This window comes from Xanthomonas sacchari (genome assembly GCF_040529065.1).
Lineage (GTDB): Bacteria > Pseudomonadota > Gammaproteobacteria > Xanthomonadales > Xanthomonadaceae > Xanthomonas_A > Xanthomonas_A sacchari.
The window spans coordinates 689,707-714,672 of the sequence record NZ_CP132343.1; the positions used below are offsets into that span (position 1 = coordinate 689,707).

Annotated in this window: 29 protein-coding genes; 12 read left to right on the top strand and 17 right to left on the bottom strand. The window is 69.8% G+C overall.

Annotated features, from left to right (window positions below):
- Nucleotides 1-5: 5 nt before the first annotated feature.
- Genes RAB71_RS02960 through RAB71_RS02970 form a run of 3 tightly spaced genes read right to left on the bottom strand, consistent with a single transcriptional unit; the run spans nt 6 to nt 2,581 of the window.
- Complete coding sequence (locus RAB71_RS02960; protein ID WP_041500567.1) at nt 6-1,001, bottom strand: aldo/keto reductase; 996 nt, start codon at nt 999-1,001, stop codon at nt 6-8.
- A gap of 54 nt (nt 1,002-1,055) precedes the next feature.
- Nucleotides 1,056-1,475, bottom strand: coding sequence for a carboxymuconolactone decarboxylase family protein (locus RAB71_RS02965; protein WP_050946592.1), 420 nt, complete (start codon nt 1,473-1,475; stop codon nt 1,056-1,058).
- A 38-nt stretch (nt 1,476-1,513) separates the two neighbouring features.
- Nucleotides 1,514-2,581 (bottom strand): aldo/keto reductase, encoded by a 1,068-nt coding sequence (locus tag RAB71_RS02970; RefSeq protein ID WP_010343651.1) that lies wholly within the window; start codon nt 2,579-2,581, stop codon nt 1,514-1,516.
- A 145-nt stretch (nt 2,582-2,726) separates the two neighbouring features.
- On the opposite strand from RAB71_RS02970, the gene RAB71_RS02975 reads away from it, so the two are divergent.
- Nucleotides 2,727-3,638, top strand: coding sequence for a LysR family transcriptional regulator (locus RAB71_RS02975; protein ID WP_010343650.1), 912 nt, complete (start codon nt 2,727-2,729; stop codon nt 3,636-3,638).
- A 190-nt stretch (nt 3,639-3,828) separates the two neighbouring features.
- On the opposite strand, the gene RAB71_RS02980 is transcribed toward RAB71_RS02975, so the two are convergent.
- Both RAB71_RS02980 and RAB71_RS02985 read right to left on the bottom strand, forming a co-directional pair.
- Complete coding sequence (locus RAB71_RS02980) at nt 3,829-4,398, bottom strand: flavodoxin family protein (RefSeq protein WP_010343649.1); 570 nt, start codon at nt 4,396-4,398, stop codon at nt 3,829-3,831.
- 107 nt (nt 4,399-4,505) lie between these two features.
- The gene (locus RAB71_RS02985; protein ID WP_010343648.1) at nt 4,506-5,414 is read right to left on the bottom strand and encodes a LysR family transcriptional regulator; all 909 of its coding nucleotides are present in this window, start codon (nt 5,412-5,414) and stop codon (nt 4,506-4,508) included.
- A 140-nt stretch (nt 5,415-5,554) separates the two neighbouring features.
- Between RAB71_RS02985 and RAB71_RS02990 the strand changes: the two genes are divergently transcribed.
- From RAB71_RS02990 to RAB71_RS03000, 3 genes are all read left to right on the top strand, one after another.
- Complete coding sequence (locus tag RAB71_RS02990) at nt 5,555-6,361, top strand: class III extradiol ring-cleavage dioxygenase (protein ID WP_010343647.1); 807 nt, start codon at nt 5,555-5,557, stop codon at nt 6,359-6,361.
- Between the two features lie 74 nt (nt 6,362-6,435).
- A complete protein-coding gene (locus RAB71_RS02995; protein WP_010343646.1) occupies nt 6,436-7,680 on the top strand; it encodes a putative DNA modification/repair radical SAM protein in 1,245 nt (414 codons plus the stop codon).
- Between the two features lie 56 nt (nt 7,681-7,736).
- Nucleotides 7,737-9,179, top strand: a complete 1,443-nt coding sequence (locus RAB71_RS03000) for a UdgX family uracil-DNA binding protein (RefSeq protein WP_010343645.1) — start codon at nt 7,737-7,739, stop codon at nt 9,177-9,179.
- 120 nt (nt 9,180-9,299) lie between these two features.
- Here the strand turns inward: RAB71_RS03000 and RAB71_RS03005 are convergent, their stop codons facing one another.
- Nucleotides 9,300-9,890 (bottom strand): fasciclin domain-containing protein, encoded by a 591-nt coding sequence (locus RAB71_RS03005; protein ID WP_010343644.1) that lies wholly within the window; start codon nt 9,888-9,890, stop codon nt 9,300-9,302.
- Between the two features lie 302 nt (nt 9,891-10,192).
- Complete coding sequence (locus tag RAB71_RS03010; RefSeq protein WP_010343643.1) at nt 10,193-10,861, bottom strand: class I SAM-dependent methyltransferase; 669 nt, start codon at nt 10,859-10,861, stop codon at nt 10,193-10,195.
- Nucleotides 10,862-11,123: 262 nt separating this feature from the next.
- Here RAB71_RS03010 and RAB71_RS03015 point away from each other — a divergent pair, with 262 nt between their 5' ends.
- Both RAB71_RS03015 and RAB71_RS03020 read left to right on the top strand, forming a co-directional pair.
- The gene (locus RAB71_RS03015; RefSeq protein WP_010343641.1) at nt 11,124-11,561 is read left to right on the top strand and encodes a hypothetical protein; all 438 of its coding nucleotides are present in this window, start codon (nt 11,124-11,126) and stop codon (nt 11,559-11,561) included.
- 290 nt (nt 11,562-11,851) lie between these two features.
- Nucleotides 11,852-13,489: a Na+/H+ antiporter gene (locus RAB71_RS03020; protein ID WP_010343640.1), complete on the top strand. Its 1,638-nt coding sequence runs from the start codon at nt 11,852-11,854 to the stop codon at nt 13,487-13,489.
- Nucleotides 13,490-13,598: 109 nt separating this feature from the next.
- On the opposite strand, the gene RAB71_RS03025 is transcribed toward RAB71_RS03020, so the two are convergent.
- On the bottom strand, nt 13,599-14,078 hold the full coding sequence (locus RAB71_RS03025; protein WP_010343639.1) for an Lrp/AsnC family transcriptional regulator: 480 nt from the start codon (nt 14,076-14,078) through the stop codon (nt 13,599-13,601).
- A 111-nt stretch (nt 14,079-14,189) separates the two neighbouring features.
- Here RAB71_RS03025 and RAB71_RS03030 point away from each other — a divergent pair, with 111 nt between their 5' ends.
- The 3 genes from RAB71_RS03030 to RAB71_RS03040 all read left to right on the top strand — a co-directional run bounded on the left by RAB71_RS03030 (nt 14,190) and on the right by RAB71_RS03040 (nt 16,987).
- Nucleotides 14,190-15,119 carry a DMT family transporter gene (locus RAB71_RS03030; RefSeq protein ID WP_029562185.1) on the top strand — a complete coding sequence of 310 codons (930 nt, stop codon included), beginning with the start codon at nt 14,190-14,192 and terminating at the stop codon, nt 15,117-15,119.
- Between the two features lie 162 nt (nt 15,120-15,281).
- A complete protein-coding gene (locus RAB71_RS03035) occupies nt 15,282-16,229 on the top strand; it encodes an ABC transporter ATP-binding protein (RefSeq protein WP_010343637.1) in 948 nt (315 codons plus the stop codon).
- Nucleotides 16,226-16,987 carry an ABC transporter permease gene (locus tag RAB71_RS03040; RefSeq protein ID WP_010343636.1) on the top strand — a complete coding sequence of 254 codons (762 nt, stop codon included), beginning with the start codon at nt 16,226-16,228 and terminating at the stop codon, nt 16,985-16,987. The genes RAB71_RS03035 and RAB71_RS03040 overlap by 4 nt, the downstream gene beginning before the upstream one ends.
- 78 nt (nt 16,988-17,065) lie before the next feature.
- Here the strand turns inward: RAB71_RS03040 and RAB71_RS03045 are convergent, their stop codons facing one another.
- Entirely contained in the window at nt 17,066-17,308 is a 243-nt protein-coding gene (locus RAB71_RS03045) for a DUF3297 family protein (RefSeq protein ID WP_010343635.1), read from the bottom strand.
- A gap of 146 nt (nt 17,309-17,454) precedes the next feature.
- Between RAB71_RS03045 and RAB71_RS03050 the strand changes: the two genes are divergently transcribed.
- Nucleotides 17,455-17,994: a hypothetical protein gene (locus RAB71_RS03050; RefSeq protein WP_010343634.1), complete on the top strand. Its 540-nt coding sequence runs from the start codon at nt 17,455-17,457 to the stop codon at nt 17,992-17,994.
- A gap of 49 nt (nt 17,995-18,043) precedes the next feature.
- Here the strand turns inward: RAB71_RS03050 and RAB71_RS03055 are convergent, their stop codons facing one another.
- From RAB71_RS03055 to msrB, 7 genes are all read right to left on the bottom strand, one after another.
- A complete protein-coding gene (locus tag RAB71_RS03055) occupies nt 18,044-19,015 on the bottom strand; it encodes an IS110 family transposase (protein ID WP_353940054.1) in 972 nt (323 codons plus the stop codon).
- Between the two features lie 341 nt (nt 19,016-19,356).
- Nucleotides 19,357-19,641, bottom strand: coding sequence for a DUF4031 domain-containing protein (locus RAB71_RS03060; RefSeq protein ID WP_010340278.1), 285 nt, complete (start codon nt 19,639-19,641; stop codon nt 19,357-19,359).
- 8 nt (nt 19,642-19,649) lie between these two features.
- Nucleotides 19,650-20,174, bottom strand: a complete 525-nt coding sequence (locus RAB71_RS03065) for a hypothetical protein (RefSeq protein ID WP_010340277.1) — start codon at nt 20,172-20,174, stop codon at nt 19,650-19,652.
- A gap of 106 nt (nt 20,175-20,280) precedes the next feature.
- Nucleotides 20,281-21,480, bottom strand: a complete 1,200-nt coding sequence (motB, locus tag RAB71_RS03070) for a flagellar motor protein MotB (protein WP_010340276.1) — start codon at nt 21,478-21,480, stop codon at nt 20,281-20,283.
- 7 nt (nt 21,481-21,487) lie between these two features.
- Nucleotides 21,488-22,342, bottom strand: a complete 855-nt coding sequence (gene motA / locus RAB71_RS03075) for a flagellar motor stator protein MotA (protein ID WP_010340275.1) — start codon at nt 22,340-22,342, stop codon at nt 21,488-21,490.
- Nucleotides 22,343-22,455: 113 nt separating this feature from the next.
- Nucleotides 22,456-22,857 carry an MliC family protein gene (locus RAB71_RS03080; protein WP_146095619.1) on the bottom strand — a complete coding sequence of 134 codons (402 nt, stop codon included), beginning with the start codon at nt 22,855-22,857 and terminating at the stop codon, nt 22,456-22,458.
- 39 nt (nt 22,858-22,896) lie between these two features.
- Entirely contained in the window at nt 22,897-23,361 is a 465-nt protein-coding gene (gene msrB / locus RAB71_RS03085) for a peptide-methionine (R)-S-oxide reductase MsrB (protein ID WP_010343254.1), read from the bottom strand.
- A gap of 137 nt (nt 23,362-23,498) precedes the next feature.
- On the opposite strand from msrB, the gene RAB71_RS03090 reads away from it, so the two are divergent.
- Together RAB71_RS03090 and RAB71_RS03095 are read left to right on the top strand one after the other, a co-directional pair.
- Nucleotides 23,499-23,945 carry a hypothetical protein gene (locus tag RAB71_RS03090; RefSeq protein ID WP_041500563.1) on the top strand — a complete coding sequence of 149 codons (447 nt, stop codon included), beginning with the start codon at nt 23,499-23,501 and terminating at the stop codon, nt 23,943-23,945.
- Nucleotides 23,946-24,068: 123 nt separating this feature from the next.
- Nucleotides 24,069-24,449 (top strand): host attachment protein, encoded by a 381-nt coding sequence (locus RAB71_RS03095; RefSeq protein WP_010343256.1) that lies wholly within the window; start codon nt 24,069-24,071, stop codon nt 24,447-24,449.
- Between the two features lie 24 nt (nt 24,450-24,473).
- Here RAB71_RS03095 and RAB71_RS03100 read toward each other — a convergent pair whose 3' ends face one another.
- On the bottom strand, nt 24,474-24,953 hold the full coding sequence (locus RAB71_RS03100; protein ID WP_010343257.1) for an Lrp/AsnC ligand binding domain-containing protein: 480 nt from the start codon (nt 24,951-24,953) through the stop codon (nt 24,474-24,476).
- Between the last annotated feature and the right edge of the window lie 13 nt (nt 24,954-24,966).

The following is a 24,966-nucleotide window of genomic DNA, read 5'->3' on the forward strand; positions in this document are numbered from 1 at the left end:
GCGGTTCAGCCCTGCAGCGCGCCGCGCGAGGCGGCGGGGTAGCGATGGCCGGCGGCGGCATCGGCGGGGAAGATCGCCTCGATCTGCGCCAGCTCCTCGGCGCTCAGCTTCACCTGCAGCGCGCCCAGGTTCTCTTCCAGGTAGGCCAGGCGCTTGGTACCCGGGATCGGCACCAGGTCCTCGCCCTGCGCCAGCACCCAGGCCAGCGCCAGTTGCCCCGGGGTCACGCCCTTGGCTTGCGCCAGTTCGCGCACGCGCTCCACCAGTTGCAGGTTGCGGGCGAAGTTCTCGCCCTGGAAGCGCGGCGAATGGCGGCGGTAGTCGTCGGCCTCGAAGTCCTCCGGCGAACGGATCGCCCCGGTCAGGAAGCCGCGGCCCAGCGGCGAGTACGGCACGAAGCCGATGCCCAGCTCGCGCACCGTCTCCAGCACGCCGTCGTGTTCCGGGTCGCGCGACCACAGCGAGTACTCGCTTTGCAGCGCGGTGATCGGATGCACCGCGTGCGCGCGGCGGATGGTGGCGGCAGCGGCTTCGGACAGGCCCAGGAAGCGCACCTTGCCCTGTTCCACCAGCCGCGCCATCGCCCCGACCGTGTCCTCGATCGGCACGTTCGGATCCACCCGGTGCTGGTAGTACAGGTCGATATGGTCCACGCCGAGCCGGCGCAGGCTGGCCTCGCAGGCGGACTGCACGTACTCCGGGCGGCCGTCGATACCGCGCGCGGCCGGGTCGTTGGGATCGAGCTTGATGCCGAACTTGGTCGCCAGCACGACCTGGTCGCGGCGCCCGGCCAGCGCCTTGCCGACCAGCACTTCGTTGGTGTGCGGGCCGTACATGTCGGCGGTGTCGATGAGGCTGACGCCGTGCTCGATCGCCGCATGGATGACCGCGATCGAGGCGGCGTCGTCGCTGCGGCCGCCGTAGAACGCGCTCATGCCCATGCAGCCGAGGCCGAGGGCGGAGACGCGGGGGCCGTTGCGGCCGAGGGTGCGGGTTTGCATGGAGGATGCTCCTGAGGGGGAGGGGAGGGAAAGCGTGGCCGCCGGGCGGTTCGCTCAGGGTGAGGACGGGCCCAGCGTGCCGCGGGCGACGGACAGGGCGTTGAGCGCGGTGGGGAAGCCGACGTAGGCGTACAACTGGTCGAGCACGGCGAAGATCTCCGCACGGCTGGCGCCTGCCGCCTGCGCGGCGCGCAGGTGCAGGCGCAATTGCGGTTCCGCGTGGCCGAGGCTGGCCAGCACCGCCACCGTGACCAGTTCGCGGGTCCGCAGGTCCAGCGCGCTGTCGGCGCGGTAGATCTCGGCGAAGGCGATGGCGGCGCCGCGGCCGCTCAGCGCGGTGTCCGCGTCGTCGGCCAGGGCGCGGATCGCCGCGCCCTGCTGCGGACCCATCAGCGCGGCGATCTGCGCGATGCCGGCCGCTTCGGCCTCGGCCAGGGTCATGTTACTCGGCAACGCGTTCGCGGTGGATGCCATGGAATGGTGCTCGTGTGCGAAGGGGACGGTGGCCAAGATCAGCGCCGCTGGATGCGGGTGCCGCCGCTCAGCAACGCCTGCGGGTTGGGCGAGGCCAGGAAGTCGTGCGGGAAGCCCAGTTCGATCGCGCTGGCGGCGTCCAGCCGCTGCAGCGCCTCGGCGTCCAGGTGCAGGGTGAGTGCGCCCAGGTTGTCCTGCAGTTGCGTCACGCTGCGTGCGCCGACGATCGGCATCGCCCCGCGCGCCAGCAGCCAGGCCAGCGCCACCTGCGCCGGCGAGCGCTGCAGCTCGGCGGCCAGTGCCACCACCGCCTCGGCCACCGCCAGCGCGTGCTCGTTGAACGTGCGTTGCGAATGCGCGACCTCGGCGCGGCCCACGCCATCGACCTGCGCGCCGCCCGAGGCGGCCGCACGCACCCGCGCCAGATCGGCGGCGCCGTACTTGCCGGTCAGCACGCCCATCGCCAGCGGCGACCAGGCCAGCACCGACATGCCCAGCGCCTCGGCCATCGGCACCAGTTCGCGCTCGACCGTGCGCTGCGCCAGCGAGTACTCGATCTGCAGGGCGACGAACGGCGTCCAGCCGCGCAGGTCGGCCAGGGTCTGCATGCGCGCCACCTGCCAGGCGGGCGTGTCGGAGATGCCGGCGTAGAGGATCTTGCCGGCACGCACCAGATCGTCGAAGCCGCGCATGACCTCGTCGATGCCGGTTGTGCCGTCCCAGGCATGCAGGTACAGCAGGTCCAGATAATCGGTGCCCAGCCGCGCCAGGCTGGCGTCGACCGAGCGCAGCAGCGCCTTGCGGTGGTTGCCGCCACCGTTGGGGTCGCCGGGGAAGGGGTTGAGCGCGAACTTGCTGGCGATCACCAGGCGGTCGCGGCGGCCGGCGACGAAGCGGCCGAGCAGCGTCTCGGCGCTGCCGTTGGTGTAGATGTTGGCGGTGTCGAGGAAGTTGCCGCCGGCATCGACGTACAGGTCGAACAGGCGGCGCGCCTCGGCTTCGTCCGCGCCCCAGCCCCAGTCGGCGCCGAAGGTCATGGTGCCCAGGCACAGCGGGCTGACGCGAAGGCCGGAACGGCCGAGCAGGCGGTAATGGTCGAGGGCCATCGCGGCGATCTCCAGGTGAGGGTGCGGGGCACTGTAGGCGCCGCGGTGCCCTGGATAAATCCTGGTAATCCGCATGGGCTTTGAAGTTGTGCTACACAATGACCGGCGCCTGCCGCGTCCGTCCTTCCCTTGCTGCCCGCCCGCCATGCACCGTCCCTCGCCGCTGTCCGCCGTCGTCGCCTTCGTCCGCGTTGCCCACCATGGCAGCTTCACCCGCGCCGCGGCGGAGCTGGGCGTCTCGCCCTCGGCGCTGTCGCAGACGCTGCGCGCGCTGGAGGCGCAACTGGGCGCGCGCCTGCTCAACCGCACCACCCGCCGGGTCGGCCTGAGCGAGCACGGCGAGCGCTTCCTGCAGCGGGTGGCGCCGGGCCTGGCGCAGATCGACGCGGCCTTCGCCGACCTGGATTTCCTGCGCGACCGCCCAGCCGGCACGCTGCGCATCAACCTGCCGCTGGTGGCCGCCGAGCAACTGGTGTGCCCGCACCTGCCGGCGTTCCTGGCGCGCTATCCGGAAGTCAGCGTGGAGCTGTATTCGGACCGGACCCTGGCCGACATCGTCGCCGGCGGCTTCGACGCCGGCATCCGCCTGGGCGAGAGCCTGGCGCGCGACATGATCGCGGTGCCGGTGGGCCCGGCGCAGCGGCAGACGGTGGTGGCCGCGCCGGCCTACTTCGCCGCGCACGGGACGCCGCACACGCCGGCAGAACTGGCCGAACACGACTGCATCCGCTGGCGGCGCACCGACGGCCGCCTGCAGTCCTGGGAGTTCACCCGCGACGGCCACGATTTCCTGGTCGAAGTGACAGGGCGGCTGGTGGTCAACGACACCGCGGTCGGCCTGGACGCCGCGCGCCGTGGGCTGGGCCTGGGCCAGGCGTTCGAATGGCAGGTGGCCGCCGACGTCGCCGCTGGGCGCCTGCAGCGGGTACTGGACGACTGGCACGCGCCGTTCGCCGGCTGGCACATCTACTACCCGGCACGCGATCACCTGCCGCCGAAGCTGCGCGTGTTCATCGATCATCTGCGCGCGGCGCATGCAGTCGGTGGCATGGCGTAGCGATGGCGCTGGCCGAGGGCAGGCGGGTGAAGTGGGAATAGAGGGAACAGGCGGCGGTGCCGCAGCCGCGGTCGCGGTGTCGAAAAGCGCCCGACCGGCAAGGCCGGGCGCCAAAGGGGCATCGCGTCGCCGCAGGCATCGCGGCAGTCGCGATGCAGGATGCCGCCCTGCGCGGGCGGCACCGAAGGGCTCAGCCCTTGAGCTTGGCCGCGAACTCGGCCACGCGCTTGCCGAGCAGGCGCGCGGTCTCCAGGTCGCCGCTGCGCGGCGCCTCGTCCGGGGACGCGTCGGACGGCGAGATCGCCAGCGCGCCGCCGGAGCCGGCGGTCCAGTTCACGTCGTTCGGGCCGTGCGCCTTGGTGTTGGACGGCAGCAGGCCGGTGCCGACCCAGATCTGGCCGTGCTGCTGGGCCAGGGTCCAGAAGTATTCGATGGTGGCGAACTTGTCGCCGTTGACCGAGGCCGAATTGGTGAAGCCGGCGGCGATCTTGTCCTTCCAGGCCTGCGCAAACCACGGCTTGGAGCTGGCGTCGGCGAACTTCTTGAACTGCCAGGCCGGGCCGCCCATGTAGGTCGGGCTGCCGTAGACGATGGCGTCGGCCTGGCCGATGGCCTCCCAGGCGCCGTCGGGCAGGTTGCCGTCCTGGTCGATGCGGTACAGCGTGGCTTCGCCGACGCTGGCGGCGCCGGCGTGCACGGCTTCGGCCTGCTTGACGGTGTGGCCGTAGCCGCTGAAGTAGACGATCGCGATCTTGCTCATGCGCGGACTCCTGAAGGTGAGGGGGAAAAGCGCGGGCATTGTGCGCATGCCCGGCCGCCCCGATCAGCGCCATCGGCGGGATGTTGTGTCCGACCGCCCGCCGCGGTTCAGCTCTCGGCCGGGGAGGAGCGCATCGTGCGGTCGATGCCCACTTCGACCAGGTAGTCGATGAAGCTGCGCACCTTCGGCGCCAGGTGGCTGCGGCTGGCGTACACCGCGTACACGCCGATCGGCCCGATCTCGTGGTCGGGCAGCACCCGCACCAGGCGGCCGTCCTCCAGCGCCGCCTCGGCCATGAAGTCCGGCTGCACGGTGATGCCCATGCCGGCGATGGCCGCCTCGCGCAGCACGTCGCCGCAATTGGCGCGCAGGGTGCCGGCCACCCGTACCTGGGTCGCGCCGTCGGGGCCGTGCAGGGTCAGGTCGTCCTGCACGTAGCTGTAGCTGAGGAACGGGTGGCCGGCCAGGTCGGCCGCCAACTGCGGGGTGCCGGCGCGGGCCAGGTAGGCCGGCGCCGCGCACAGGAACGCCTGCACTTCGCCGAGCTTGCGTGCGATCAGGGTCGGCGCCACCTGCCGGGTGATGCGGATCGCCAGGTCGTAACCTTCCTCGACGATATCCACCAGGCGGTCGGACAGCGACAGATCCAGGGCGACCTGCGGGTAGCGCGCGCTGTAGCCGGCCAGGCGCGGCCCGAGCCGGGCGACGCTGAAACTGAAGGGCGCGTTGATCCGCAGCGTGCCGGAGGGCGTCAGCGCCTGCTCGCCGACCGCGGCCTCCATGTCGTCGAACTCGGCCAGCAGCAACTGGCAGCGCTGGTAATAGGCGGCGCCGACGCTGCTCGGGCTGACCCGGCGTGTGGTGCGATTGAGCAGGCGCGAGCCCAGGCGCTGTTCCAGCCACGCCACCTGGCGGGTGACGCTGGCCGTGGAGATGCCCAGCGCGTCGGCGGCGGCGTTGAACCCGTTGCGGTCGACCACGGCGACAAAGACCCGCATCGCCTCCAGCGTGTCCATTGTTTCGGTTCCTGAAATGGATCGTCGGCGGCAGGGTAATTTATTCCCGCAGATGGCGGGAATACCCTGGTCACCTGCACGAACGCCCGGCGCTGGCCGCGCCCGCCACCGTGCCATCCCCCACTGTGTGGAGACCTGCCATGGCGCGTTTGCCTTCCCTGTACATCTCGCACGGTTCGCCGATGACCGCGCTGCAGCCCGGCCTGGTCGGCACGCGGCTGGCCGAACTGGCGGCGACGCTACCGCGGCCGCGCGCCATCGTGCTGGCCTCGGCGCACTGGCTGGGCCGGCGGCCGCTGGTCGGCGCCGCCGCGCAGCCGCAGACCATCCACGATTTCGGTGGCTTCCCGCAGGCGCTGTACGCGATGCAGTACCCGGCCCCGGGCGCGCCGGCGCTGGCCCACCAGGTGGCCGAGCTGCTGGCGCAGGCCGGGCTGGCACCAGTGCTGGACGAGCGCCGCGGCCTGGACCATGGCGTCTGGGTGCCGCTGTCGCTGCTGTACCCGCAGGCCGATATCCCGGTGGTGCCGCTGTCGATCCAGCCCGAACTGGGGCCGGAGCACCACCTGGCGCTGGGCCGCGCGCTGGCGCCGCTGCGCGAGGACGGCGTGCTGGTGATCGGCTCGGGCAGCATCACCCACAACCTGCACGACTTGGGCCGCTACGCCGAGGGCAAGGAGGTGCCCTACGTGCGTCCGTTCATCGAGTGGACCGAGCAGGCGTTGCGCCGCGACGACGTGCCGGCGATGCTCGACTACCGCCGCCAGGCGCCGTTCGCCGCGCGCGCGCATCCCACCGACGAGCACTGGCTGCCGATCTATGTGGCGATGGGCGCGGCCGGGGCGGATGGGCTGGGCGCGCAGCGCATCGACGCCGGCATCGATGCCGGCCTGCTGGCGATGGACATCTACCGCTTCGACGGCGCCGCCGCGCGTGCGGCGGCCTGAGCGGTTCATCGCGGTGAAGGCCGCAGCGCATCCGCGTCTCACCGTTTGAGACGCGGACCCGGCATCGTCGGCCGGTGAATACCCTCGAGAAACTCGCCGTGCTCGCCGACGCGGCCAAGTACGACGCGTCCTGCGCCTCCAGCGGCGCCGACAAGCGCCATTCGCTGCGCAGCGGCGGGATCGGCAGCACCGAGGGCATGGGTATCTGCCATTCGTACACGCCCGATGGGCGTTGCGTGTCGCTGCTGAAGATCCTGCTGACCAACTTCTGCGTGTTCGACTGCGCGTACTGCGTCAACCGCGTGTCCAGCAACGTGCGCCGCGCGCGCTTCACCCCGGCCGAAGTGGTCAAGCTGACCCTGGATTTCTACAAGCGCAACTACATCGAAGGGCTGTTTCTTTCCAGCGGCATCATCCGCAACAGCGACTACACCATGGAGCAACTGGTGGAAGTGGCGCGGCTGCTGCGCGAGGAGCACCGCTTCGCCGGCTACATCCATCTCAAGACCATTCCCGATGCGGCGCCGGAACTGCTGGCCGCCGCCGGCCGCTACGCCGACCGGCTCAGCATCAACGTGGAGTTGCCGACCGAGCGCGGCCTGGCGCAACTGGCGCCGGAGAAGAACGTCGGCGGCATCCGCGCGGCGATGGGCGAGTTGCGCTGGCGCATCGAGGAAAGCAAGGAGGCGCGCAAGGCGGAAACCCGCGTGCGTGCCAAGCCGCCGCGTTTCGCCCCGGCCGGACAGAGCACGCAGATGATCGTCGGAGCGGACGGCGCGGACGATCGCGCGATCCTGCACACCAGCCACAATCTCTACGGCAATTACCGCCTGCGCCGGGTCTACTACTCCGCGTTCAGCCCGATTCCCGACGCCTCGGCCAAGCTGCCGCTGCTGGCGCCGCCGCTGCAGCGCGAACACCGCCTGTACCAGGCCGACTGGCTGCTGCGGTTCTACGATTTCTCGGTGGAGGAGATCGCCCCGCCCACCACCAGCGGCATGCTCGATCTGGATGTGGACCCCAAGCTGGCCTGGGCGCTGCGCAACCCCGAACGGTTCCCGGTGGATCTCAACACCGCCGCGCGCGAGATGCTGCTGCGGGTGCCGGGGCTGGGCACGCGCAACGTCGAGCGTCTGCTGCTGGCGCGGCGGCATGCGCGGCTGCGGGTCGAGGACCTGGCGCGGTTGCGGGTGCCGCTGAAGAAGCTGCTGCCGTTCGTCAGTGTGCTCGACCATCATCCGCGGCAACGACTGGACGATCCGCAGCGGCTGCGCGCGCAACTGGCGCCGGCGCCGCGGCAGGGGGGCTTGTTTGATTGACGCGGTGAGTGCGGCCCGTCGCGTTCGACGCGCTGGTGCGAGGCAGGGAGCGGACCGTGTTCCAGGCTGAGGTGCTGCCGCCGTGGAGCCTGGAGGCGTGGCGGGCGGTGGCGCGGGCGGCGTGGTGTGCGCAGGTGGCGCCGGAGACGCTGGCCTGGGACGGCGATGCGCAGGGTGGTCTGCTCGCCGGGACCGATGTCGCCACGTTGCCGGCGCAGCTGCCGCCGCCGCGGGTGTCGGCCGAGTTCCTTGCGCTGGCCGGTGCGGTGCTGTGCCATCGCGCTCCGCAGCGGCACGCGCTGCTGTACCGCCTGCTGTGGCGCATCGCCGACGGCGAGCGCGCGCTGCTGCAGCGGGTCACCGATGCCGATGTGCACCGCGCCCAGCAGTGGGCGCAGGCGGTGCGCCGCGACAGCCACAAGATGAAGGCGTTCGTGCGCTTCCGCGAGGTGCCGGGCGAGCAGGAGGCCTACATCGCCTGGTTCGAGCCGGAACACCACATCGTCGATCGGGTGGCGCCGTTCTTCGCGCGGCGCTTCGCCGGCATGCGCTGGGCGATCCTCACCCCGTACCGCAGCGTGCGCTGGGACGGCGAGACGCTGCAGTTCGGCGCCGGTGCGCAGCGTGCCGATGCGCCGGCCGACGACGCGCAGGACACGCTGTGGCGCACCTACTACGCCAACATCTTCAACCCGGCGCGGCTCAATCCGACGATGATGCGCCAGGAGATGCCGCAGAAATACTGGAAGCATCTGCCGGAAGCGCAGCTGCTGCCCACGCTGATCCGCGACGCCGGGCTACGCGTGCGCGAGATGGCCGAGCGCGCGCCCGAACCGGTGCGCCGGCGCATTCCCGCGCCGGCACCGACGCCGGCGGTGGCAGCCGACGACAGCCTGGACGCGTTGCGCGCGGCGGCGCGCGACTGCCGCCGCTGTCCGCTGTGGCAGCCGGCCACCCAGACCGTATTCGGCGAAGGCCCGCAGGACGCCGCGGTGATGGTGGTCGGCGAGCAGCCCGGCGACGAGGAGGACCTGAGCGGGCGTCCCTTCGTCGGCCCGGCCGGGCGCCTGTTCGATCGCGCGCTGCAGGAACTGGGGGTCGAACGTGCAGGCATGTACGTGACCAACGCGGTCAAGCATTTCCGTTTCGAGCAGCGCGGCAAGGCGCGGCTGCACCGCAATCCCGAGCGCGCGCATGTCGAGGCCTGCCGGATGTGGCTGGCCGGCGAACTGGCACGGGTGCGCCCGCGCATCGTGCTGTGCCTGGGCGCGACCGCGGCGCGCGCGGTGCTGGGAAGCGGCTTCAGGCTGATGGCCCAGCGCGGGCAGTGGCAGGCGCTGGACGACGGCACCCGCGCGCTGGCCACCGTGCATCCGTCGTGGGTGCTGCGCCAGCGTGGCGGCGAAGCGGGCGATGAAGCCTATCAAGGCTTCGTGCGCGACCTGCGCGTGTTGGCGGCGCAGGTGCCGATGCTGCACACGGGAAATTCCGGCAACTGACCACGCGTGCGCGTGCTGCGGTTGTCGCCATCGGGGCGGGACCGCGCGGTGGCATGCGTGGACGTGCAAAACGGGGACGGCCGCAGCCGTCCCCGCGATGCCAATGCACCCCCGATGTGCTTACGGCATCAAAACCTTGTCCACCACATGGATCACGCCATTGCTCTGCATCACGTCGGCGGTGGTGACGTGCGCGGTATTGCCCTTGCTGTCGGTGAGGGTGATCTTGCCGCCGCGGGCCTTGGCGATCAGCGTTTCGCCCTGCACGGTGGTGAGCTTGGCGCTGCCGCCGCCGGCCTTGATCTGCGCCAGCAACGCCGCCGCGTCGAGCTTGCCCGGGACCACGTGGTAGGTCAGCACCTGGGTCAGCTTTTCCTTGTTCTCCGGCTTGAGCAACGTGTCCACCGTGCCGGCCGGCAGCGCGGCGAAGGCGGCATTGGTCGGTGCGAACACGGTGAACGGGCCGGCGCCCTTCAACGTGTCCACCAGGCCGGCGGCCTTGACCGCGGCGACCAGTGTGGTGTGATCCTTGGAGTTGACCGCGTTGTCGATGATGTCCTTGGTGGCGTACATCGGCGCGCCGCCGACCATCGGATTCGGCTTGGCCTCGCTCATCGCGGCGTGGTCGTGCATGGCGGCCTGGCTGGGGGCGGCCATGGCGGGCAGGGAGACGAGGCCGGCGAGGGCCAGGGACAGCAAGTGGAGTTTCATGGGCTTGGCTCCTGGAAAGGGATGCACGGCCAGTCGACCGTGCACCTGCCTTTACGCGCCCTGCGCCGGCGCGGTTGCATCACGCCGCCCAGATAATGATGAACGCGCTGCGCCGGCCTTGTCGCCGCTCGGGTCTTGCGCGGTCAAGCCGGTCTCCCTGTGTGCTGAAACACACGCGGCGACAGGCCGTGCGATGCAGCGGCGCCTGTGCACGCTGTGCCCAACCGCCTGTGGTGCGTCATCGACGCGTCCGTAGACGCCGTCGCCTGGCAGCGCCGGTCAGCGCAAGGCGGCGTATCGGCTCAGCGGCGCTGCAGCACGTAGCTGTTCTCGAAGCCGTGGGCGCAGCCGAGCACATGGAAGTCGCCGAAGTAGCCGGCGGCGCGCAGCAGGTCCACTGCCGGGCCGACCTCCGGCGAGTACTCCCAGTCGCCGTAGTCGTCGAACACCACGAATCCCCCCGAGACGACGCTGGGCGCGTACAGCAGGAAATCCAGCAGCACGTTGCGCCCGGTGTGGCCACCGTCGATGTGCAACAACGCCACCTTCGGCTCCATGGCGTAGAAATGCTCGGCGCAGAATTCGGAATAACCGCGGATGAACCGCGCATTGGGCAGCAACTGCTGCCGATAGTGGTTGAACTCCTCGAACTGGTTCGGCAGCGCGAACGGATCCATGCCGATCACCCGGCGCTGGCGGCCAGACACCTCGTTCATCAGCACCAGCGACTTGCCCTTCCACACCCCGATCTCCACCAGGTCGCCCGGCACGCCCTCCAGCAGCAGGCACAGGTAGCCCAGCAGCCGCACGTGGTCGTGGAAGGACAGCTCGCGCCGCTCCATCGCGTGTTCGGCCGGCAGGCCGGCCTGGGCCTGCACGAAGTGCTCGCCGATCAGCTCCCAGATCCGCGGAATGCTGCCTTCGGCCGCGTGTTCGTCGATGAAGCGGTTGAGTTCCTGGATGGTGAGCATGCGGTCTCCGGCGAAAAGGCGCCGGTGTCCGCCACCGGCTCTGCCGCCGGATAGTAGCCTCCTCGGGACACGCCTGGACGCCCGCGCGGGGGCGTGTCGGGTCACGATGCGTCCCGCGGCGCCCGGTCGTCCGCGCGTGGCGACGCAGAGGCATGCATCGCCCATGGAATCAGTCCTGGTCCGATGGCCGTGGCGTGAGCGTCCGCCGATGCTGCGGTTGTACCGCGATGGGCGCGGTGCAGCCCAACCAGGAGAAAGGACGATGGTCGCACTGCGCGGCAGTCGCAACAATTATCAGCTATCGGCCCACGATGAAGATCTGCAGGACGCCCCGCCGCTGACCCAGAGTGCGGCACGGATGCGCAACAAGGAGGGTACGGCGAAGGGGCGCGCCATCGCACGGTTGTCGGCGGCGACCGGCCTGACGTTGTCGCTCAGCCAGTTTTCGGTGACCAGGACCGCCGTCGGCGACACAGGTCCCTCCACGCCGGTGGAGTGGCGCTACGAGGTCACCACGGGGCAGGGCGCGCGGGCGCGGCACTGGACGCTGATGGTCGACATGGACGACGTGCCCGCAGGTGCGCAGGGCAATGGTCCGGACCGGCCGCACGTGGGCTATTCCTACTGGTGCACCGGCTACGACCCGGTGGCGCGGGTGAACGGACATATCTTCGTGGAGTACGTGTCCGCCTCTCGCTGAGGGCGGCGTGGTGGGACGGCGGCACGCATGCCGGGACCGGCGCGACCGCACCGGCATGGCCGCCGTCGGAGCCTGGACGGACCGGCATCTTGAGACGGGCGGCAGTGGCTCGATCAGGGTGAAGCCCCGCGTCGGTGCGATTGTGTCCGCGGCGCCGCCTGCCGACCCGGCAGCACGGCCGGACACCGCGCCGCCCGCCCCACTGGACATCGCCGCCGCGGTGCGCTTTGCTTGCAGGCTCCCCCATTCATGGGCGGCGCCGCCGGCGTGGCGCCGCCGTCCGGACGAGCATGCATTCGATCGAAGTGGTCTTGGCGATGTTGCTGGCGGTGGTGGCCAGTGGCTACCTCGTGCGTGTCCTGCCGTTCTCGCTGCCATTGCCGCTGGTGCAGATCGGCCTGGGCGCGATCATCGCCGGCGTGTTCAAGAAGGGCTATGCGCTGGAGCCGGAGCTGTTCTTCCTGCTGTTCCTGCCGCCGCTGCTGTTCCTGGACGGCTGGCGCATCCCCAAGCAGGGCCTGTTCCGCGACAAGGGCGTGATCCTGGAACTGGCGCTGGGCCTGGTGGTATTCACCGTCATCGGCGCCGGCTTCCTGATCCACTGGATGATCCCGACCATGCCGCTGGCGGTGGCGTTCGCGCTGGCCGCGGTGGTGTCGCCGACCGATCCGATCGCGGTGTCCTCGATCGCCGCGCGCGCACCGATCCCCAAGCGGCTGATGCACATCCTGGAAGGCGAGTCGCTGCTCAACGACGCCTCCGGCCTGGTCTGCTTCCAGTTCGCGGTGGCCGCGGCGATCACCGGCACGTTCTCGCTGGCCGACGCCTCGCTGACCTTCCTGTGGGTGGCGCTGGTCGGCGTGGCCGCCGGCATCGCGGTGGTGGTCGGCACCAGCCTGGCGCAGCGCTGGGTGTGGCGCCAGGTCGGCGAGGAGCCGGGCGCGGCGATCCTGGTCAACCTGTTGCTGCCGTTCGCCGCCTACCTGCTGGCCGAGGCGATCAACGCCTCGGGCATCCTCGCTGCGGTCGCCGCCGGCATCGCCATGAGCTACGTGGAGCTGAGCGGTCGCGCCCCGGGCAGCATGCGCGTGCAGCGCTCGGCGGTGTGGGACATGGTGCAGTTCACCCTCAACGGCATCATGTTCGTGCTGCTCGGCGAGCAGTTGCCGGGCATCGTGCAGGGCGCCATGCACAACATGGACGAAGCCGGGCACCTGGACCCGTGGTGGCTGCCCGCCTACGCGCTGGCGATCTACGTCGGCCTGCTGCTGCTGCGCTTCCTGTGGGTGTGGCTGTCGCTGCGCTGGACCCTGCTCAAGGCGCGCCGCCGTGGCGAGGACCGGCAGAGCCCGCCGTGGCGGATCGTGGTGGCGACCTCGCTGGCCGGCGTACGCGGTGCGATCACTCTGGCCGGCGTGCTGACCCTGCCGCTGGTCCTGCCCAGCGGCGCCGCGTTCCCGGCACGCGACCTGGCGATCTTCCTGGCCAGCGCGGTGATCGTCACCTCGCTGCTGGTCGCCAGTATCGGCCTGCCGCGGCTGCTACGCGGGCTGGAGCTGCCGGAAGAGCCTAGCGACCGCCTGGAAGAAGACCTGGCCCGGCGCGAGTCCTCGCGCGCGGCGCTGGCGGCGGTGGAGAAGCTGCGCCAGCGCCTGGTGCAGGACAGCGAGCACGCCGACCTGTACAACGAGGCGGCCAACCGGGTCAGCGCGCTGTACCAGCGCCATCTCGACCACGGCGAGGCGATGGAGAGCGATCCGGAGGAGGCGCGGCGGCTGGATGCGGTGCTGCGCCAGCTGCGCCATGCCGGCCTGCAGGCCGAACGCCAGGAACTGTTCAAGCTGACCCGCCAGCGCAAGATCTCCGACGAGATCGCGCGGCGGCTGATCCGCAACCTGGATCTGCTGGAGGCGCGGCGCAAGAGTTGATCGACGGCCGGGAATGGGGAGTCGGGAATGGGGAGTCGTAAAAGCGGGTTCGTCGCGCCGTTCCAGATTTTTCGCCGTGTCGTTGCTCGCGCCCGGCCAGCGCGCCGGACTAGGTCTCTTCGGCCAGCGGCGGCAGCCGTCGCGGCACCGGGGTCGATTTCACGATCGCGGTATTGGTTTCGGCGCGATCGGTGACTTTCGCCAGGATGCTGTCCAGGTGCGCGATGGTGCGCAGGTACAGCCGGCAGATGAAGCAGTCTTCGCCGGTCACCTTGTCGCACTCGACGAACTCCGGGATGCGCTGCAGCAGTTCCTCCACCAGGTGCAACTGCCCCGGCAACGGTTTGACCCGCACGATCGCCTGCAAGGTGTAGCCGAGCGGGCGTGGGTCGAGTTCGACCGTGAACCCGGCGATCACGCCCTGCTGCTGCAGCCGGCGCACGCGGTCGGCGGTGGCGGGCGCCGACAGGCCGATCTGCCGGGCCAGTTCGCTGGTCGCCATGCGCGCGTCCTGCGCCAGGGCGGCCAGGATGGCGCGGTCGATCGCATCGAGCGTGGTAGCAATTGGGGCGGAAAGGCGATTTTGCATGATGACCTTTTTTAAAAAGGGAAGTGCTGCATCCTTCCTAAGTTTATGCATGTCTTCGAGCGGTTGTGGTTCCTACAATGACGACCATTCGCAGCATTGCAAGGAACCGGGATGGCTTCCAACGAAATTCGCCGGGGGGCGGCCGAGATGGTCGTGGCCATGCTCATGTCCGGCACGATCGGTTGGCTGGTGGTGTCGTCGGGGCAGTCGCCGTTCAACGTGGTGTTCTTCCGCTGCCTGTTCGGCGCCGCCACGTTGCTCATCGTCTGCGCGGCACTGGGCCTGTTGCGGCGCAAGGCGTTTTCGCCGCGGATGCTGGGGCTGGTGCTGCTCGGCGGGGTGGCGATCGTGGGGAACTGGCTGCTGCTGTTCGCCTCTTACGGTCGCGCCTCGATCTCGATGGCCACCGCCGTCTACAACACGCAGCCGTTCATGCTGGTCGGACTCGGCGCGCTCGTGTTCCGCGAGCGCATCAGCGCCTCCACCGTGGCGTGGCTGGCGGTGGCCTTCGTCGGGCTGGTGGGCGTGGTGCGTATCGCGCCGGCAGTGCTCGCCGTGCCGGGCGAGTACCTGCAGGGCGTCGCCCTGGCGCTGGGCGCGGCGTTTCTGTACGCGGTGTCGTCGCTCGTCACCAAGCACCTGAAAGGCACGCCGCCGCACCTGCTCGCGCTGCTGCAACTGGGCATCGGCATCGTGTTGCTGGCGCCGTTCGTGCACTTCGACGCCTTGCCCAGCCGTCCCGGCCAATGGCTGGATCTGGTCGTGCTCGGCGTGGTCAACACCGGGGTGATGTACGTGCTGCTGTACGGCGCCATCCAGAAACTGCCCACCGCGATGATCGGCGCGCTGTCGTTCATCTACCCGGTGGTGGCGATCGCGGTCGATCGCATCGCCTTCGGGCAATCGCTGGCGTGGACGCAGGTGCTCGGGGCGATGCTGATCCTGCTGGCGGCGGCCGGGGTCAATTTCGGCTGGCGTGTGTGGCCGTGGCCGCGCGCGGCGCGGGAGGCCGCCGGCGGGCTCAAGACCGGCGAGCGCTAGGCCACGGCGCCACGACGGCGTCGCCCGGCGTTTGCGGGCCCCTGGCTGGCGCACTGTCCCGCATCCGGGAGAGTGCTTCCGCCGGATCGGGATTTATCCATCACGATCGGGCTTCTACCCTGGGGGCCGTTTCCGCAGCCGCCGCGCGCCCAGGGAGTTCCCGTGTCGCCGATCATTTCCGTGCAACAGCTCACCAAGACCTACGCCGGGGGCTTCCAGGCGCTCAAGGGCATCGACCTGGAGATCCGCCGCGGCGAGATCTTCGCCCTGCTCGGCCCCAACGGCGCCGGCAAGACCACGCTGATCAGCATCATCTGTGGCCTGGTCACGCCCAGCAGCGGCCGGGTGCTGGCCGATGGCCACGACATCGTGCGCGACTACCGCGCCGCGCGCGCCAAGATCGGCCTGGTGCCGCAGGAGCTGGCCACCGATGCGTTCGAGACGGTGTGGGCGACGGTGCGCTTCAGCCGCGGCCTGTTCGGCAAGCCGCGCGACGATGCGCACCTGGAGCGGGTGCTGCGCGAACTGTCGCTGTGGGACAAGCGCGACAGCCGCATCTCCACCCTGTCCGGCGGCATGAAGCGGCGCGTGCTGATCGCCAAGGCGCTGGCCCACGAGCCATCCATCCTGTTCCTGGACGAACCCACCGCCGGCGTCGACGTGGAGTTGCGCCACGACATGTGGCAGATGGTGCGGCGCCTGCGCGAGCAGGGCACCACCATCATCCTGACCACACACTACATCGAGGAGGCCGAGGACATGGCCGACCGCGTCGGCGTGGTCAATCGCGGCGAGCTGGTGCTGGTGGAGGACAAGCGCACGCTGATGCGCAAGCTCGGCAAGAAGCAACTGGCGCTGACCCTGCAGGCGCCGTTGACGAGGGTGCCGGCGGCGCTGGCGACGCAGCCGCTGGAATTGTCCGCCGACGGCGCGACGCTGACCTACACCTACGACGCGCAGGCCGAGCAGACCGGCATCGGCGCGCTGCTACGGCAACTGGAGGCGCAAGGCGTGGAGATCAAGGACCTGCAGTCCAGCGAGAGCTCGCTGGAGGAGATCTTCGTCAACCTGGTGCGGCCGGCGTCGGCCGCGGCGGAGGTGCGCGCATGAACCTGCACGCGATCGCCGCGATCTACCGCTTCGAGATGGCGCGCACCTTCCGCACGCTGACCCAGTCCATCGCTTCGCCGGTGCTGTCGACGTCGTTGTACTTCGTGGTGTTCGGCGCGGCGATCGGCTCGCGCATGGGCGACATCGACGGCATCCGCTACGGCGCCTACATCATCCCCGGGCTGGTGATGCTGTCGCTGCTCAGCGAAAGCATCTCCAACGCCTCCTTCGGCATCTACATGCCGCGCTGGGCCGGCACCATCTACGAGGTGCTGTCGGCGCCGGTGGCGTGGTGGGAGGTGGTGATCGGCTACGTCGGCGCGGCGGCGAGCAAGTCGGTGCTGCTGGGCCTGCTGATCCTGCTCACCGCGCGCGCCTTCGTGCCGTACGAGATCGCGCATCCGCTGTGGATGTTCGGTTTCCTGGTGTTGACCGCGCTGACCTTCAGCCTGTTCGGTTTCATCATCGGCGTGTGGGCCGACGGCTTCGAGAAGCTGCAGGTGATTCCGCTGATGGTGATCACGCCGCTGACCTTCCTCGGCGGCAGCTTCTACTCGATCAACATGCTGCCGCCGCTGTGGCAGAAAATCAGCTTGTTCAACCCGGTGGTGTACCTGATCAGCGGCTTCCGCTGGGCGTTCTACGGCAAGGCCGACGTGCACATCGCGACCAGCCTGGGCATGACCCTGGCGTTCCTGGCGCTGTGCCTGGGCGTGGTCTGGGCGATCTTCCGCAGCGGCTACCGGCTCAAGCCCTGAGCGCGGCCCAAGGGTCGCGCCGCGTGCGGCCGCGCATCGCAACGTGCCGGCGGGCGCTGTGCCTGCCGGCGCTCGCGCTTACTTGGCGTCGAGCCAGAACGCCTCGACCGTGCCCTTGACCTTCATGGTCATCGGGTTGCCGCGGCGGTCGCGCGCCTTGCCGACCTGCACGCGGATCCAGCCTTCGCTGATCGAGTACTCCTCGACGTTGTCGCGCTCCACGCCGTTGAAACGGATGCCGACGCCGCGCGACAGCGTCTCGGCATCGTGGAACGGGCTCTGCGGGCTGACCGCCAGGCGGTCGGGGGGCGTGTCGGACATCGTGGTGGCTTCGCGTGACGGCGGACAGCGCCGTCTTCCGGGCTGCGAAGGATAAACGCCCGCGGCGCCGTTGCCGAGTTCCGCGCTTCCGTCGCCGCGCCGGGCGCGGCACACTGGCGCTCCCCCGTGCTGCCCGATGCGCCGCCATGCCCGACAACAGCGCCGACTACGACGATCCCGACGACCTGTTCGACGACGACGACGATCCGGACACCCAGCAGGGCCTGATCTGGAACCTGCTGCTGCTGATCAATCCCGGCGACGAGGAAAGCGCGCTGCGCCAGTTCGATGCCTACCGCGAGGCCGCCGGCGAAGCCGAGCGCGAGGACGCGGACTGGCTGTGGACGCTGAAGGACGCGATCGACTGGCGGGCGGGCTTCTACGTCGACAGCCACGACCGCGAGGCGCTGATCGGTGCGATCGACGAACTGGCCGCGCGCTGGAACCTGCGCATCGACTGGGGCGGGGACATCGACGATGCCGATTTCCTCGAGGACCACGACAGCGCCTCGCTGCTGGCGGTGGCCTACGACCGCCTGCGCGAGCACGGCTACAGCATCTGGTGCTGGGACGCCGGCAGCGAGATCCGCGCCGGCTGGATGGCGCTCAGCCGCGACGACCAGGACATGCAGCGCCTGGCCGCGATCCTGGGCATCGACCTGCGCCCGGGCAGCGATCCGTTCTAGGCAGACGTCCGCCGACACGGAGGGTGTGCCGTAGATACCGTCTTACCCCCTAGCAGGCAAGGCCCCTTTTCGGATCGAACGCCGTGCCCGACTTGAGAACCCCGTAGGCCAGGTGCAGGAGCTTGCGCATGGCGGCGCACACGATCTGCTTGCCGGCTTTGCCGCGTTCGCTCAGTCGCTGTTTCAGCGTCCGGATGATCGGGTTGTGGGTCATGGCCACCAGGGCCGGCATGAACAGGCCCGCGCGCAGGCGGGGCGAGCCGGTGCGCGAGATGCAGGCGTGGCCTTTGCGCTCGCCCGACTGCTGCAGGCACGGATTCAGGCCCGCGAAGGCGGTCACCGCCGAGGCATCGGCGAAGCGCCTCACATCGCCAAGTTCGGCCAGCATCAAGGCCGCGCTGGTGTCGGCAATCCCCTGGATGCTCACCAGCAACTCGCGCTGCCCACGCAAGGTCGGATCCTGGTCGATATGGTCATCGATGGCCTGCTCGATCTGGGCGATGTGGTGTTGCAGATCGGCCAGATGGACCTGGATCGAGTCCTTTACCTGGGCCGGAGCGACCTCCAGCCGGTTGCGCTCCATCTGCAGCATCTGTTGCAGGTCCTGGCGCCGGCGCACCAGCGCTTTGAGCTGCTTGAGCGCCGGCGGATCAGGGTGCCAACGGCGTAACTGTTCGCGGTGACGCAAGGCATAGCTGGCGATCAGCTTGGCATCGCTGCGATCAGTCTTGACCCGGCTGAGCTGGCTGCGTGCGTACGCGGCCGTCTGCGCCGGGTTGAGCACGCACACCCGATAGCCGCGTGCGTGGAGGAACTCGGCCAGCGCCTGGTGGTAGGTGCCGGTGGCCTCCATGGCGATCCAGCTATCGGGCTGCGCATGCGTCTGCAGCCATGCCTGCAGGGCCTGGAAGCCCTTGGCATCGTTGGACAACTTGGCCTTGGTACGGTGCTTGCCATTGGTCAGATCGATGGCCACATCGAAACTGCGTTTGGCGACGTCGATGCCGATGACGGGAGACATACGCGATTCCTCCATCGTGTCAGGGTCATGATCGGCGCTGGGCCCGGTCCTGCCTTGTCGATGCGAGTTCACGCCCGGGGGGCGGACTCTGGATACCGTTCGGACACACAAGGGCCAGCATGTGGAGGGCGGAGCCGATCTACGATGCAAGCTCGAAGCTTTAGGAGCGACTGGACCTCCCACACCTCCTCCGATGATCAGTCGGAAGACATGACGCCTGTTTAGGGGCGACATGTCCAGATACAAGGAGCGGCTTCAGCCGCGATGGGCGTTCCCGGGAACGCCTGTCGCGGCTGAAGCCGCTCCTACGAAACGCGTGGCGGCGAACGGGCCGCCACCGGTCACTGCGCCTCGCCCCGCGCCTGCGCACGCGCATTGCGGATCAGCGCTTTCAGCAGTTCGCGATCGCTGTGCCGCGAGACCGGCACCGCACCCAGGCGGATCGCTTCGTCGCGCAAGGCGGCGGGCACGTCGTAGTGCGCGCCGCTGAGTTTGTTCTGGAAGGCGCGGCGGGGGATGCCCAGCCGCGCCGCCATGGCGTGCAGTTCGTCCAGCGTGTCGGCGAGCAGGTGGCCCCAGCGCTGGCCGCGCCAGGGATGCACCGCATCGTCGATGTAGACCGCCACGCGCCAGGTCAGGCCGGCTTGTGCGTGCTGTCGGCATCGGCCGCGGGTTCCGCGGTGGCGCTGCCGTCGGCCTCGGCCGGAGCGGCATCGTCCGTCTCCGCCGCGGCGTCCGCGTCGGCCACGTCCTCGTCCGCATCCTCCGCCGCGCCATCGCCCGCGGCGAACTCGGCAACCAGCGCGTCCAGGTACTCGGTCGGGGTCTGGCCGGCTTCGGCCGCCAGTGCGTCGATCATCTGCTGCAGCTGCACCGAGTAGTCCAGGGTGATGGTGTTGCCTTCCTGCTCCTGCAGGTTGGCCAGGTGCTTGAGCATCGCCAGCATCGGCACCGGATTGTCGGCATTGCCCATGGTCTGGCCGCCGACCGACAGCAACCACTGGCGACCCTGCAGGCCGATCGCGGCCAGCACGCGGCCGCTCTCGTTCTGCAGCACGGCGTGGTTGGCGATGGGCTGCTCGCGGCCCAGGCGGGCGAAGGGACGCGGCGACTGCTGCTTCTTGCGCTTGTCGCGCTTGGCTTTGGATTGCTTGGACACGGCGGTCTCGTTGGCGAAGTGGCGGCCATTGTAAGCGCCGCGCCGTGTGCGGTCCCGCCGGCGCCTCTTTGCCTGGCCGCCGGCGGCACAGCGAGCACTGCCGCGATCAGCGTGCGCTGGTCGCCTCGGTTCCGCCTGCGCCTGCGCCGGCGGCAGCCGTCACCGGTGCCCCGCCGTTGATGCTGCGCAAGGCATCGCGCGCAGCGGCGGCGGCCGCCTCCGGCGAGGTCGTGCGCGGTTCGACGATCTGTACCGAGGCCTTGCCGGACGTCGCGGCCGGGGCTGTCGGGGCAGTGCCGTTCGTGGCGGCAGGCGCTGCCGCGGGCGCGCCCTTGCCAGCGGCCGGCGCTGCGGCCGCTTCGGTCGCTGCCGCGCTCAGGTCCGGCACCTTGGTGTCGGCGTCGGGCTGCACCGTGCCCAGGGCGACGCTGTGGTCGCCATCGGCGGTGGCGGCGTCCTCGGCATCCTTGGTCATCACCACGATGCTGATGCGGCGGTTGATCGGATTGTTCGGCACCTGCTTGTCGAACAGCACCGAGGAGGACAGCCCGACCACGCGCGAGACCTTGTCCTCGCCCATGCCGCCGGCGACCAGCTCGCGGCGCGCGGCATTGGCGCGGTCCGCGCTCAGCTCCCAGTTGCTGTAGCCGTTCTTGCCGCTGTACTGGGTGACGTCGGTGTGGCCGGTGATGCTGATGTGGTTGGGCACCTGGTTGATGAAGCCGGACAGCTCGTGGAGGATGCCGCGGGTATAGGGCTTGAGCACCGCGCTGCCGAGGTCGAACATCGGCCGGTTCTCCTTGTCCACGATCTGGATGCGCAGGCCGTCCGGGGTCAGGTCCAGCAGCAACTGGTCCTTGAACGGTTCCAGCGCCTGGCTCTTGTCGATGGCTTCCTTCAGCTCCTGCATCAGCGTTTCCAGGCGCTCCTTTTCCTTCTCGCGCTGCGTGGTCTTGCTGTCGTCGCCCTTCAGGCTCTTGCTGCCGAACGGATCCTTGTTGTTGCCGCGCTGCATCTCGCCGGCGCCGCCGAGCTTGATCATCGAGGTGCTGGCGCCGCCGGGGCCGGCCATGCCGGGACTCGGCGCCGGGCTCTTGCCGGCCAGCGGACTGGGATTGCGGAAGTATTCGGCGATCGCCGCGCGCTGTTCCTTGGTGGTGGCCGCCACCAGCCACAGCACCAGGAAGAACGCCATCATCGCGGTCACGAAGTCGGCATAGGCCACCTTCCACGCGCCGCCGTGGTGGCCGCCGCCCTGGACCTTCTTGACCCGGCGGATGACGACGGTGGATTTGGTCTCGGCCATGACCGCGTTACTTGATCGTCTTCAGATGCGATTCGAAGTCGGCGAAGCTCGGCCGTACGTCGGTCGGCAGGGTCTTGCGCGCGAATTCGAGGGCGATCTTCGGGTTGTAGCCGCGCAGGCAGGCCAGCAGCGCGGTCTTCACCGATTCGAAGATGCGGCTGTCCTGCTCGGCGCGCGCTTCCATCGCCGCCGACAGCGGCGCGACGAAGCCGTAGGCCAGCAGGATGCCGAGGAAGGTGCCGACCAGCGCCGCGCCGACGTGGTGGCCGATCTCCTCGATCGGGCCGCCGATCGAGCCCATGGTGATGACGATGCCCAGCACCGCGGCGACGATGCCGAAGCCGGGCAGGCCGTCGGAGACCTTGCTCAGCGCATGCGCCGGCGCCATCGCCTCATGGTGGTGCTTCTCCAGCTCCAGCTCCAGCAGCGGTTCCAGCTCGTGCGGTTCGATGTTGCTGCCGATCATCAGGCGCAGGCAATCGGTGATGAAGTCGAGCAGGTGGTGGTCGGCCAGCACCTTCGGGTAATTGCCGAAGATCGCGCTGTCGGCCGGCCGCTCGACGTGGTCTTCCAGGGCCATGAAGCCGTCGCGGCGCGCCTTGTTGAGCAGTTCGTAGATCAGGGTCAGGGTGCTGCGGTAGTCGTCGGCCTTGTACTGCGGGCCCTTGAACACGCCCAGCACGCCGCCGATGGTGGCCTTGACGATCTTGCCCGGGGTGCTGACCAGGAACGCGCCCAGCGCTGCGCCACCGATGATCATCAGCTCGTACGGCTGCCACAGTGCGCCAAGTTTGCCGTGCGACAGCACGTAGCCGCCGACCACGCTGATGATGACGACGATGAAGCCAACGATGATGAGCATGGCGGAGCAGCCTGCGGGCCGGAACGGGGACGCTCTAGATGTCGGCCCGGCGCCGCCGTTCTGAAGGTGTGAACCGTGCCGGGTTTTTGGCGGCCCCGCGGCGGCCCGCCCGCTCAGCCGGTCATGCCGCTGTCATGCCGGACGCATTTGAGCGTCTCGCCCAGGCCTGCCAGGGTCAGCGTCGCCTGGTCCGGCTGCGACTGCCAGAAGGTATTGCCCAGCGCGTCGGCGTAGCGCGCGCCGGTGGCGGCGCCGGCATCGGTGCGCTGCATGTCCAGGCGCGTTCCGCGCACCTGCAGGGCCAGGCGCTCGCGCGCCGGATCGGCGGCCGCCTGCACCAGTTCCTCGCCGCAGCGCCACTGCATGGGCAGCGCATCGGCCTGCAGGCCGGGGGCGCTGGCGGGCGACGGCGCGGCGGCGACGGGCGCGGCCTGCGCCGGCGGCGGGGTGGGGCTGCGCTGGCAGGCGCCCAGAGTGAGCGGCAGCAGCAAGAGGGGAAGCAACGAGCGACGCATACCGGTGGTCTCCCTGTGGCGGCGCGGCTGCGCCGGGAATCAGGCCGGTTCGGTCTCGCCGCCGCCGCGGTGCAGCGGGTTGGGCAGCGCCTGGCCCTGTTCGGTGAATTGCAGCGAGACCGAATTCAGGCAGTGGCGCTCGCCGCTCGGCGGCGGGCCGTCCGGGAACACGTGGCCGAGATGGCTGTCGCAGCGGGCGCAGACGATCTCGGTGCGGATCATGCCGTGGCTGGTGTCGCGCAGTTCGCGCACGTGGTCGGGGTGGTAGGGCGCGAAGAAGCTCGGCCAGCCGGTGCCGGAATCGAACTTGGCGCTGGAGCGGAACAGCGGCAGCCCGCACAGCCGGCAGGTGTAGACGCCCTCCAGCTTGTTGTCCAGGAACACGCCGCAGAACGGCGCCTCGGTGCCGTGCTGCAGCAGCACCCGGCGTTCCTCCGCGTTCAGTCCGCCGATGAGGTGCTCGCGCTCGGCAGCGGTGGGAGGCGTGAGGTCGAAACGGCTCATGGCGTGGCCCGTGGCGGAAGAGGAGAAAAACAACATGAGGGCTGTACGGGGCGGATCAAGCGCACCGCCTGGCGTCGACGCGGCCGGATCGATGCGCTAGCGTGGAATTCTCTTGCCGGCCCATCGATGGAGCCACCGTGAACCGCTTGCTGCCCTGCGTTGCCATCGCCCTGCTCGTGCCGGCGCTTGCCGCCGCGCAGCAGCTTCAGCCAGTCCCCGGCGCACCGGCCAGCGATCGCGACGCCAACACCCTGCGGTCCGCACCGGCGCCGGCGCCCTCGGTGGCCAGCCGCCTCGACGAGCGTGCGCCGGCATCGGCCTCCGCTCCCAAGGCGACGCCAGTCCCCTCCAACCTGGACGACCGGCCGCAAGGAAAGGCCCGGCACACGCGTCCGGCCAGTCCAGCGGTACCGGCCGCCGCGCTCGCCGACCCGTCCGCACGCCGCCCGGTCCGCCTCTACGACCGCCGCGGCCAGCTGGTGCCCGGGGCGATGCAGGTCGGGCCCAATCGCGCGCTGGATACCCGCACCGGCCGTTACTACACCACCGTGCCCAGCGGCGACGGGGTGCGCATCCAGGACTGAGGCGCCTGCGCGCGGGCGGCGAACGCGCGGCGAACGCCACGTGGCCGCCATCCTCACAAATCGGTTCCTAGACTGGCGGACCGGCCGCGACTGCCGCGGCGCCATGTTTTCGCAGGAGAACCGATGAGCAAGCTTCCCGACAACACCCTGATCGTCGTCGCCGACCGCACCACTGCGCGCCTGTTCCGGGTCAACCTGGCCGGCGAGACCGCGCTGCTGGAGCAGACCGAAGTGCTGAACCCGACGCCCATCGAGGGCGTGGAGGACGGCGACCGGCCGATGACCATGGATGAGGCCGGGTTCGTCCGTCAGATCGCCGAGCGGCTGTACCAGGACGCGCTGCGCGGGCAGGTCGAGCACCTGATGCTGGTCGCCGATCCGCACACACTGGGGCAGTTGCGGCCGCTACTGCACAAGGAGGTCCAGAAGCGGGTGGTGGCCGAACTGGCCAAGAACCACGCCAATTCCTCGCGCGACGATCTGGAGAAGCTGCTGGTCTCCTGACCCGCATGCATCCGCGCGGAACGCTCAGTCGGCGATCGGCAGGCTGAGCGTTTCCTTCACTTCTTCCATCACGATGTAGCTCTTGGATTCGCGCACGTGCGGCAGGGTCAGCAGGGTGCTGCCCAGCAGCTTGCGGTAAGACGCCATCTCGCTGATGCGGGCCTTGAGCAGGTAGTCGAAGTCGCCCGAGACCAGGTGGCACTCGAGCACGTTGGGCAGCTTCAGCGCGGCGCGGCGGAATTCCTCGAAGATGTCGCCGGACTTGTAGGCCAGGCTGATCTCCACGAACACCAGCAGGCTGGCCTTGAGGTAGTGCGGGTCCAGCCGCGCGTAGTAGCCGGTGATGGCGCCGTCGCGTTCCAGCCGGCGCACCCGCTCGGTGCAGGGCGTGGTCGACAGGCCGACCCGCTCGCCCAGTTCGGTGAAGGAGATGCGCCCTTCCTGCTGCAGGATGCGCAGGATCTTGCGATCGATCTTGTCCAGTTCGCGGGGGCGTGCGGCCATGCGGGCAGGTCTC

Excerpts from the sequence above, each read along its gene's own strand:
- RAB71_RS02960 (WP_041500567.1), bottom strand. The coding sequence starts at position 1,001 with ATGCAAACCCGCACCCTCGGCCGCAACGGCCCCCGCGTCTCCGCCCTC.
- RAB71_RS02965 (WP_050946592.1), bottom strand. The coding sequence starts at position 1,475 with ATGGCATCCACCGCGAACGCGTTGCCGAGTAACATGACCCTGGCCGAG.
- RAB71_RS02970 (WP_010343651.1), bottom strand. The coding sequence starts at position 2,581 with ATGGCCCTCGACCATTACCGCCTGCTCGGCCGTTCCGGCCTTCGCGTC.
- RAB71_RS02975 (WP_010343650.1), top strand. The coding sequence starts at position 2,727 with ATGCACCGTCCCTCGCCGCTGTCCGCCGTCGTCGCCTTCGTCCGCGTT.
- RAB71_RS02980 (WP_010343649.1), bottom strand. The coding sequence starts at position 4,398 with ATGAGCAAGATCGCGATCGTCTACTTCAGCGGCTACGGCCACACCGTC.
- RAB71_RS02985 (WP_010343648.1), bottom strand. The coding sequence starts at position 5,414 with ATGGACACGCTGGAGGCGATGCGGGTCTTTGTCGCCGTGGTCGACCGC.
- RAB71_RS02990 (WP_010343647.1), top strand. The coding sequence starts at position 5,555 with ATGGCGCGTTTGCCTTCCCTGTACATCTCGCACGGTTCGCCGATGACC.
- RAB71_RS03005 (WP_010343644.1), bottom strand. The coding sequence starts at position 9,890 with ATGAAACTCCACTTGCTGTCCCTGGCCCTCGCCGGCCTCGTCTCCCTG.
- RAB71_RS03010 (WP_010343643.1), bottom strand. The coding sequence starts at position 10,861 with ATGCTCACCATCCAGGAACTCAACCGCTTCATCGACGAACACGCGGCC.
- RAB71_RS03015 (WP_010343641.1), top strand. The coding sequence starts at position 11,124 with ATGGTCGCACTGCGCGGCAGTCGCAACAATTATCAGCTATCGGCCCAC.
- RAB71_RS03020 (WP_010343640.1), top strand. The coding sequence starts at position 11,852 with ATGCATTCGATCGAAGTGGTCTTGGCGATGTTGCTGGCGGTGGTGGCC.
- RAB71_RS03025 (WP_010343639.1), bottom strand. The coding sequence starts at position 14,078 with ATGCAAAATCGCCTTTCCGCCCCAATTGCTACCACGCTCGATGCGATC.
- RAB71_RS03030 (WP_029562185.1), top strand. The coding sequence starts at position 14,190 with ATGGCTTCCAACGAAATTCGCCGGGGGGCGGCCGAGATGGTCGTGGCC.
- RAB71_RS03040 (WP_010343636.1), top strand. The coding sequence starts at position 16,226 with ATGAACCTGCACGCGATCGCCGCGATCTACCGCTTCGAGATGGCGCGC.
- RAB71_RS03045 (WP_010343635.1), bottom strand. The coding sequence starts at position 17,308 with ATGTCCGACACGCCCCCCGACCGCCTGGCGGTCAGCCCGCAGAGCCCG.
- RAB71_RS03050 (WP_010343634.1), top strand. The coding sequence starts at position 17,455 with ATGCCCGACAACAGCGCCGACTACGACGATCCCGACGACCTGTTCGAC.
- RAB71_RS03055 (WP_353940054.1), bottom strand. The coding sequence starts at position 19,015 with ATGTCTCCCGTCATCGGCATCGACGTCGCCAAACGCAGTTTCGATGTG.
- motB (WP_010340276.1), bottom strand. The coding sequence starts at position 21,480 with ATGGCCGAGACCAAATCCACCGTCGTCATCCGCCGGGTCAAGAAGGTC.
- motA (WP_010340275.1), bottom strand. The coding sequence starts at position 22,342 with ATGCTCATCATCGTTGGCTTCATCGTCGTCATCATCAGCGTGGTCGGC.
- RAB71_RS03080 (WP_146095619.1), bottom strand. The coding sequence starts at position 22,857 with ATGCGTCGCTCGTTGCTTCCCCTCTTGCTGCTGCCGCTCACTCTGGGC.
- msrB (WP_010343254.1), bottom strand. The coding sequence starts at position 23,361 with ATGAGCCGTTTCGACCTCACGCCTCCCACCGCTGCCGAGCGCGAGCAC.
- RAB71_RS03095 (WP_010343256.1), top strand. The coding sequence starts at position 24,069 with ATGAGCAAGCTTCCCGACAACACCCTGATCGTCGTCGCCGACCGCACC.
- RAB71_RS03100 (WP_010343257.1), bottom strand. The coding sequence starts at position 24,953 with ATGGCCGCACGCCCCCGCGAACTGGACAAGATCGATCGCAAGATCCTG.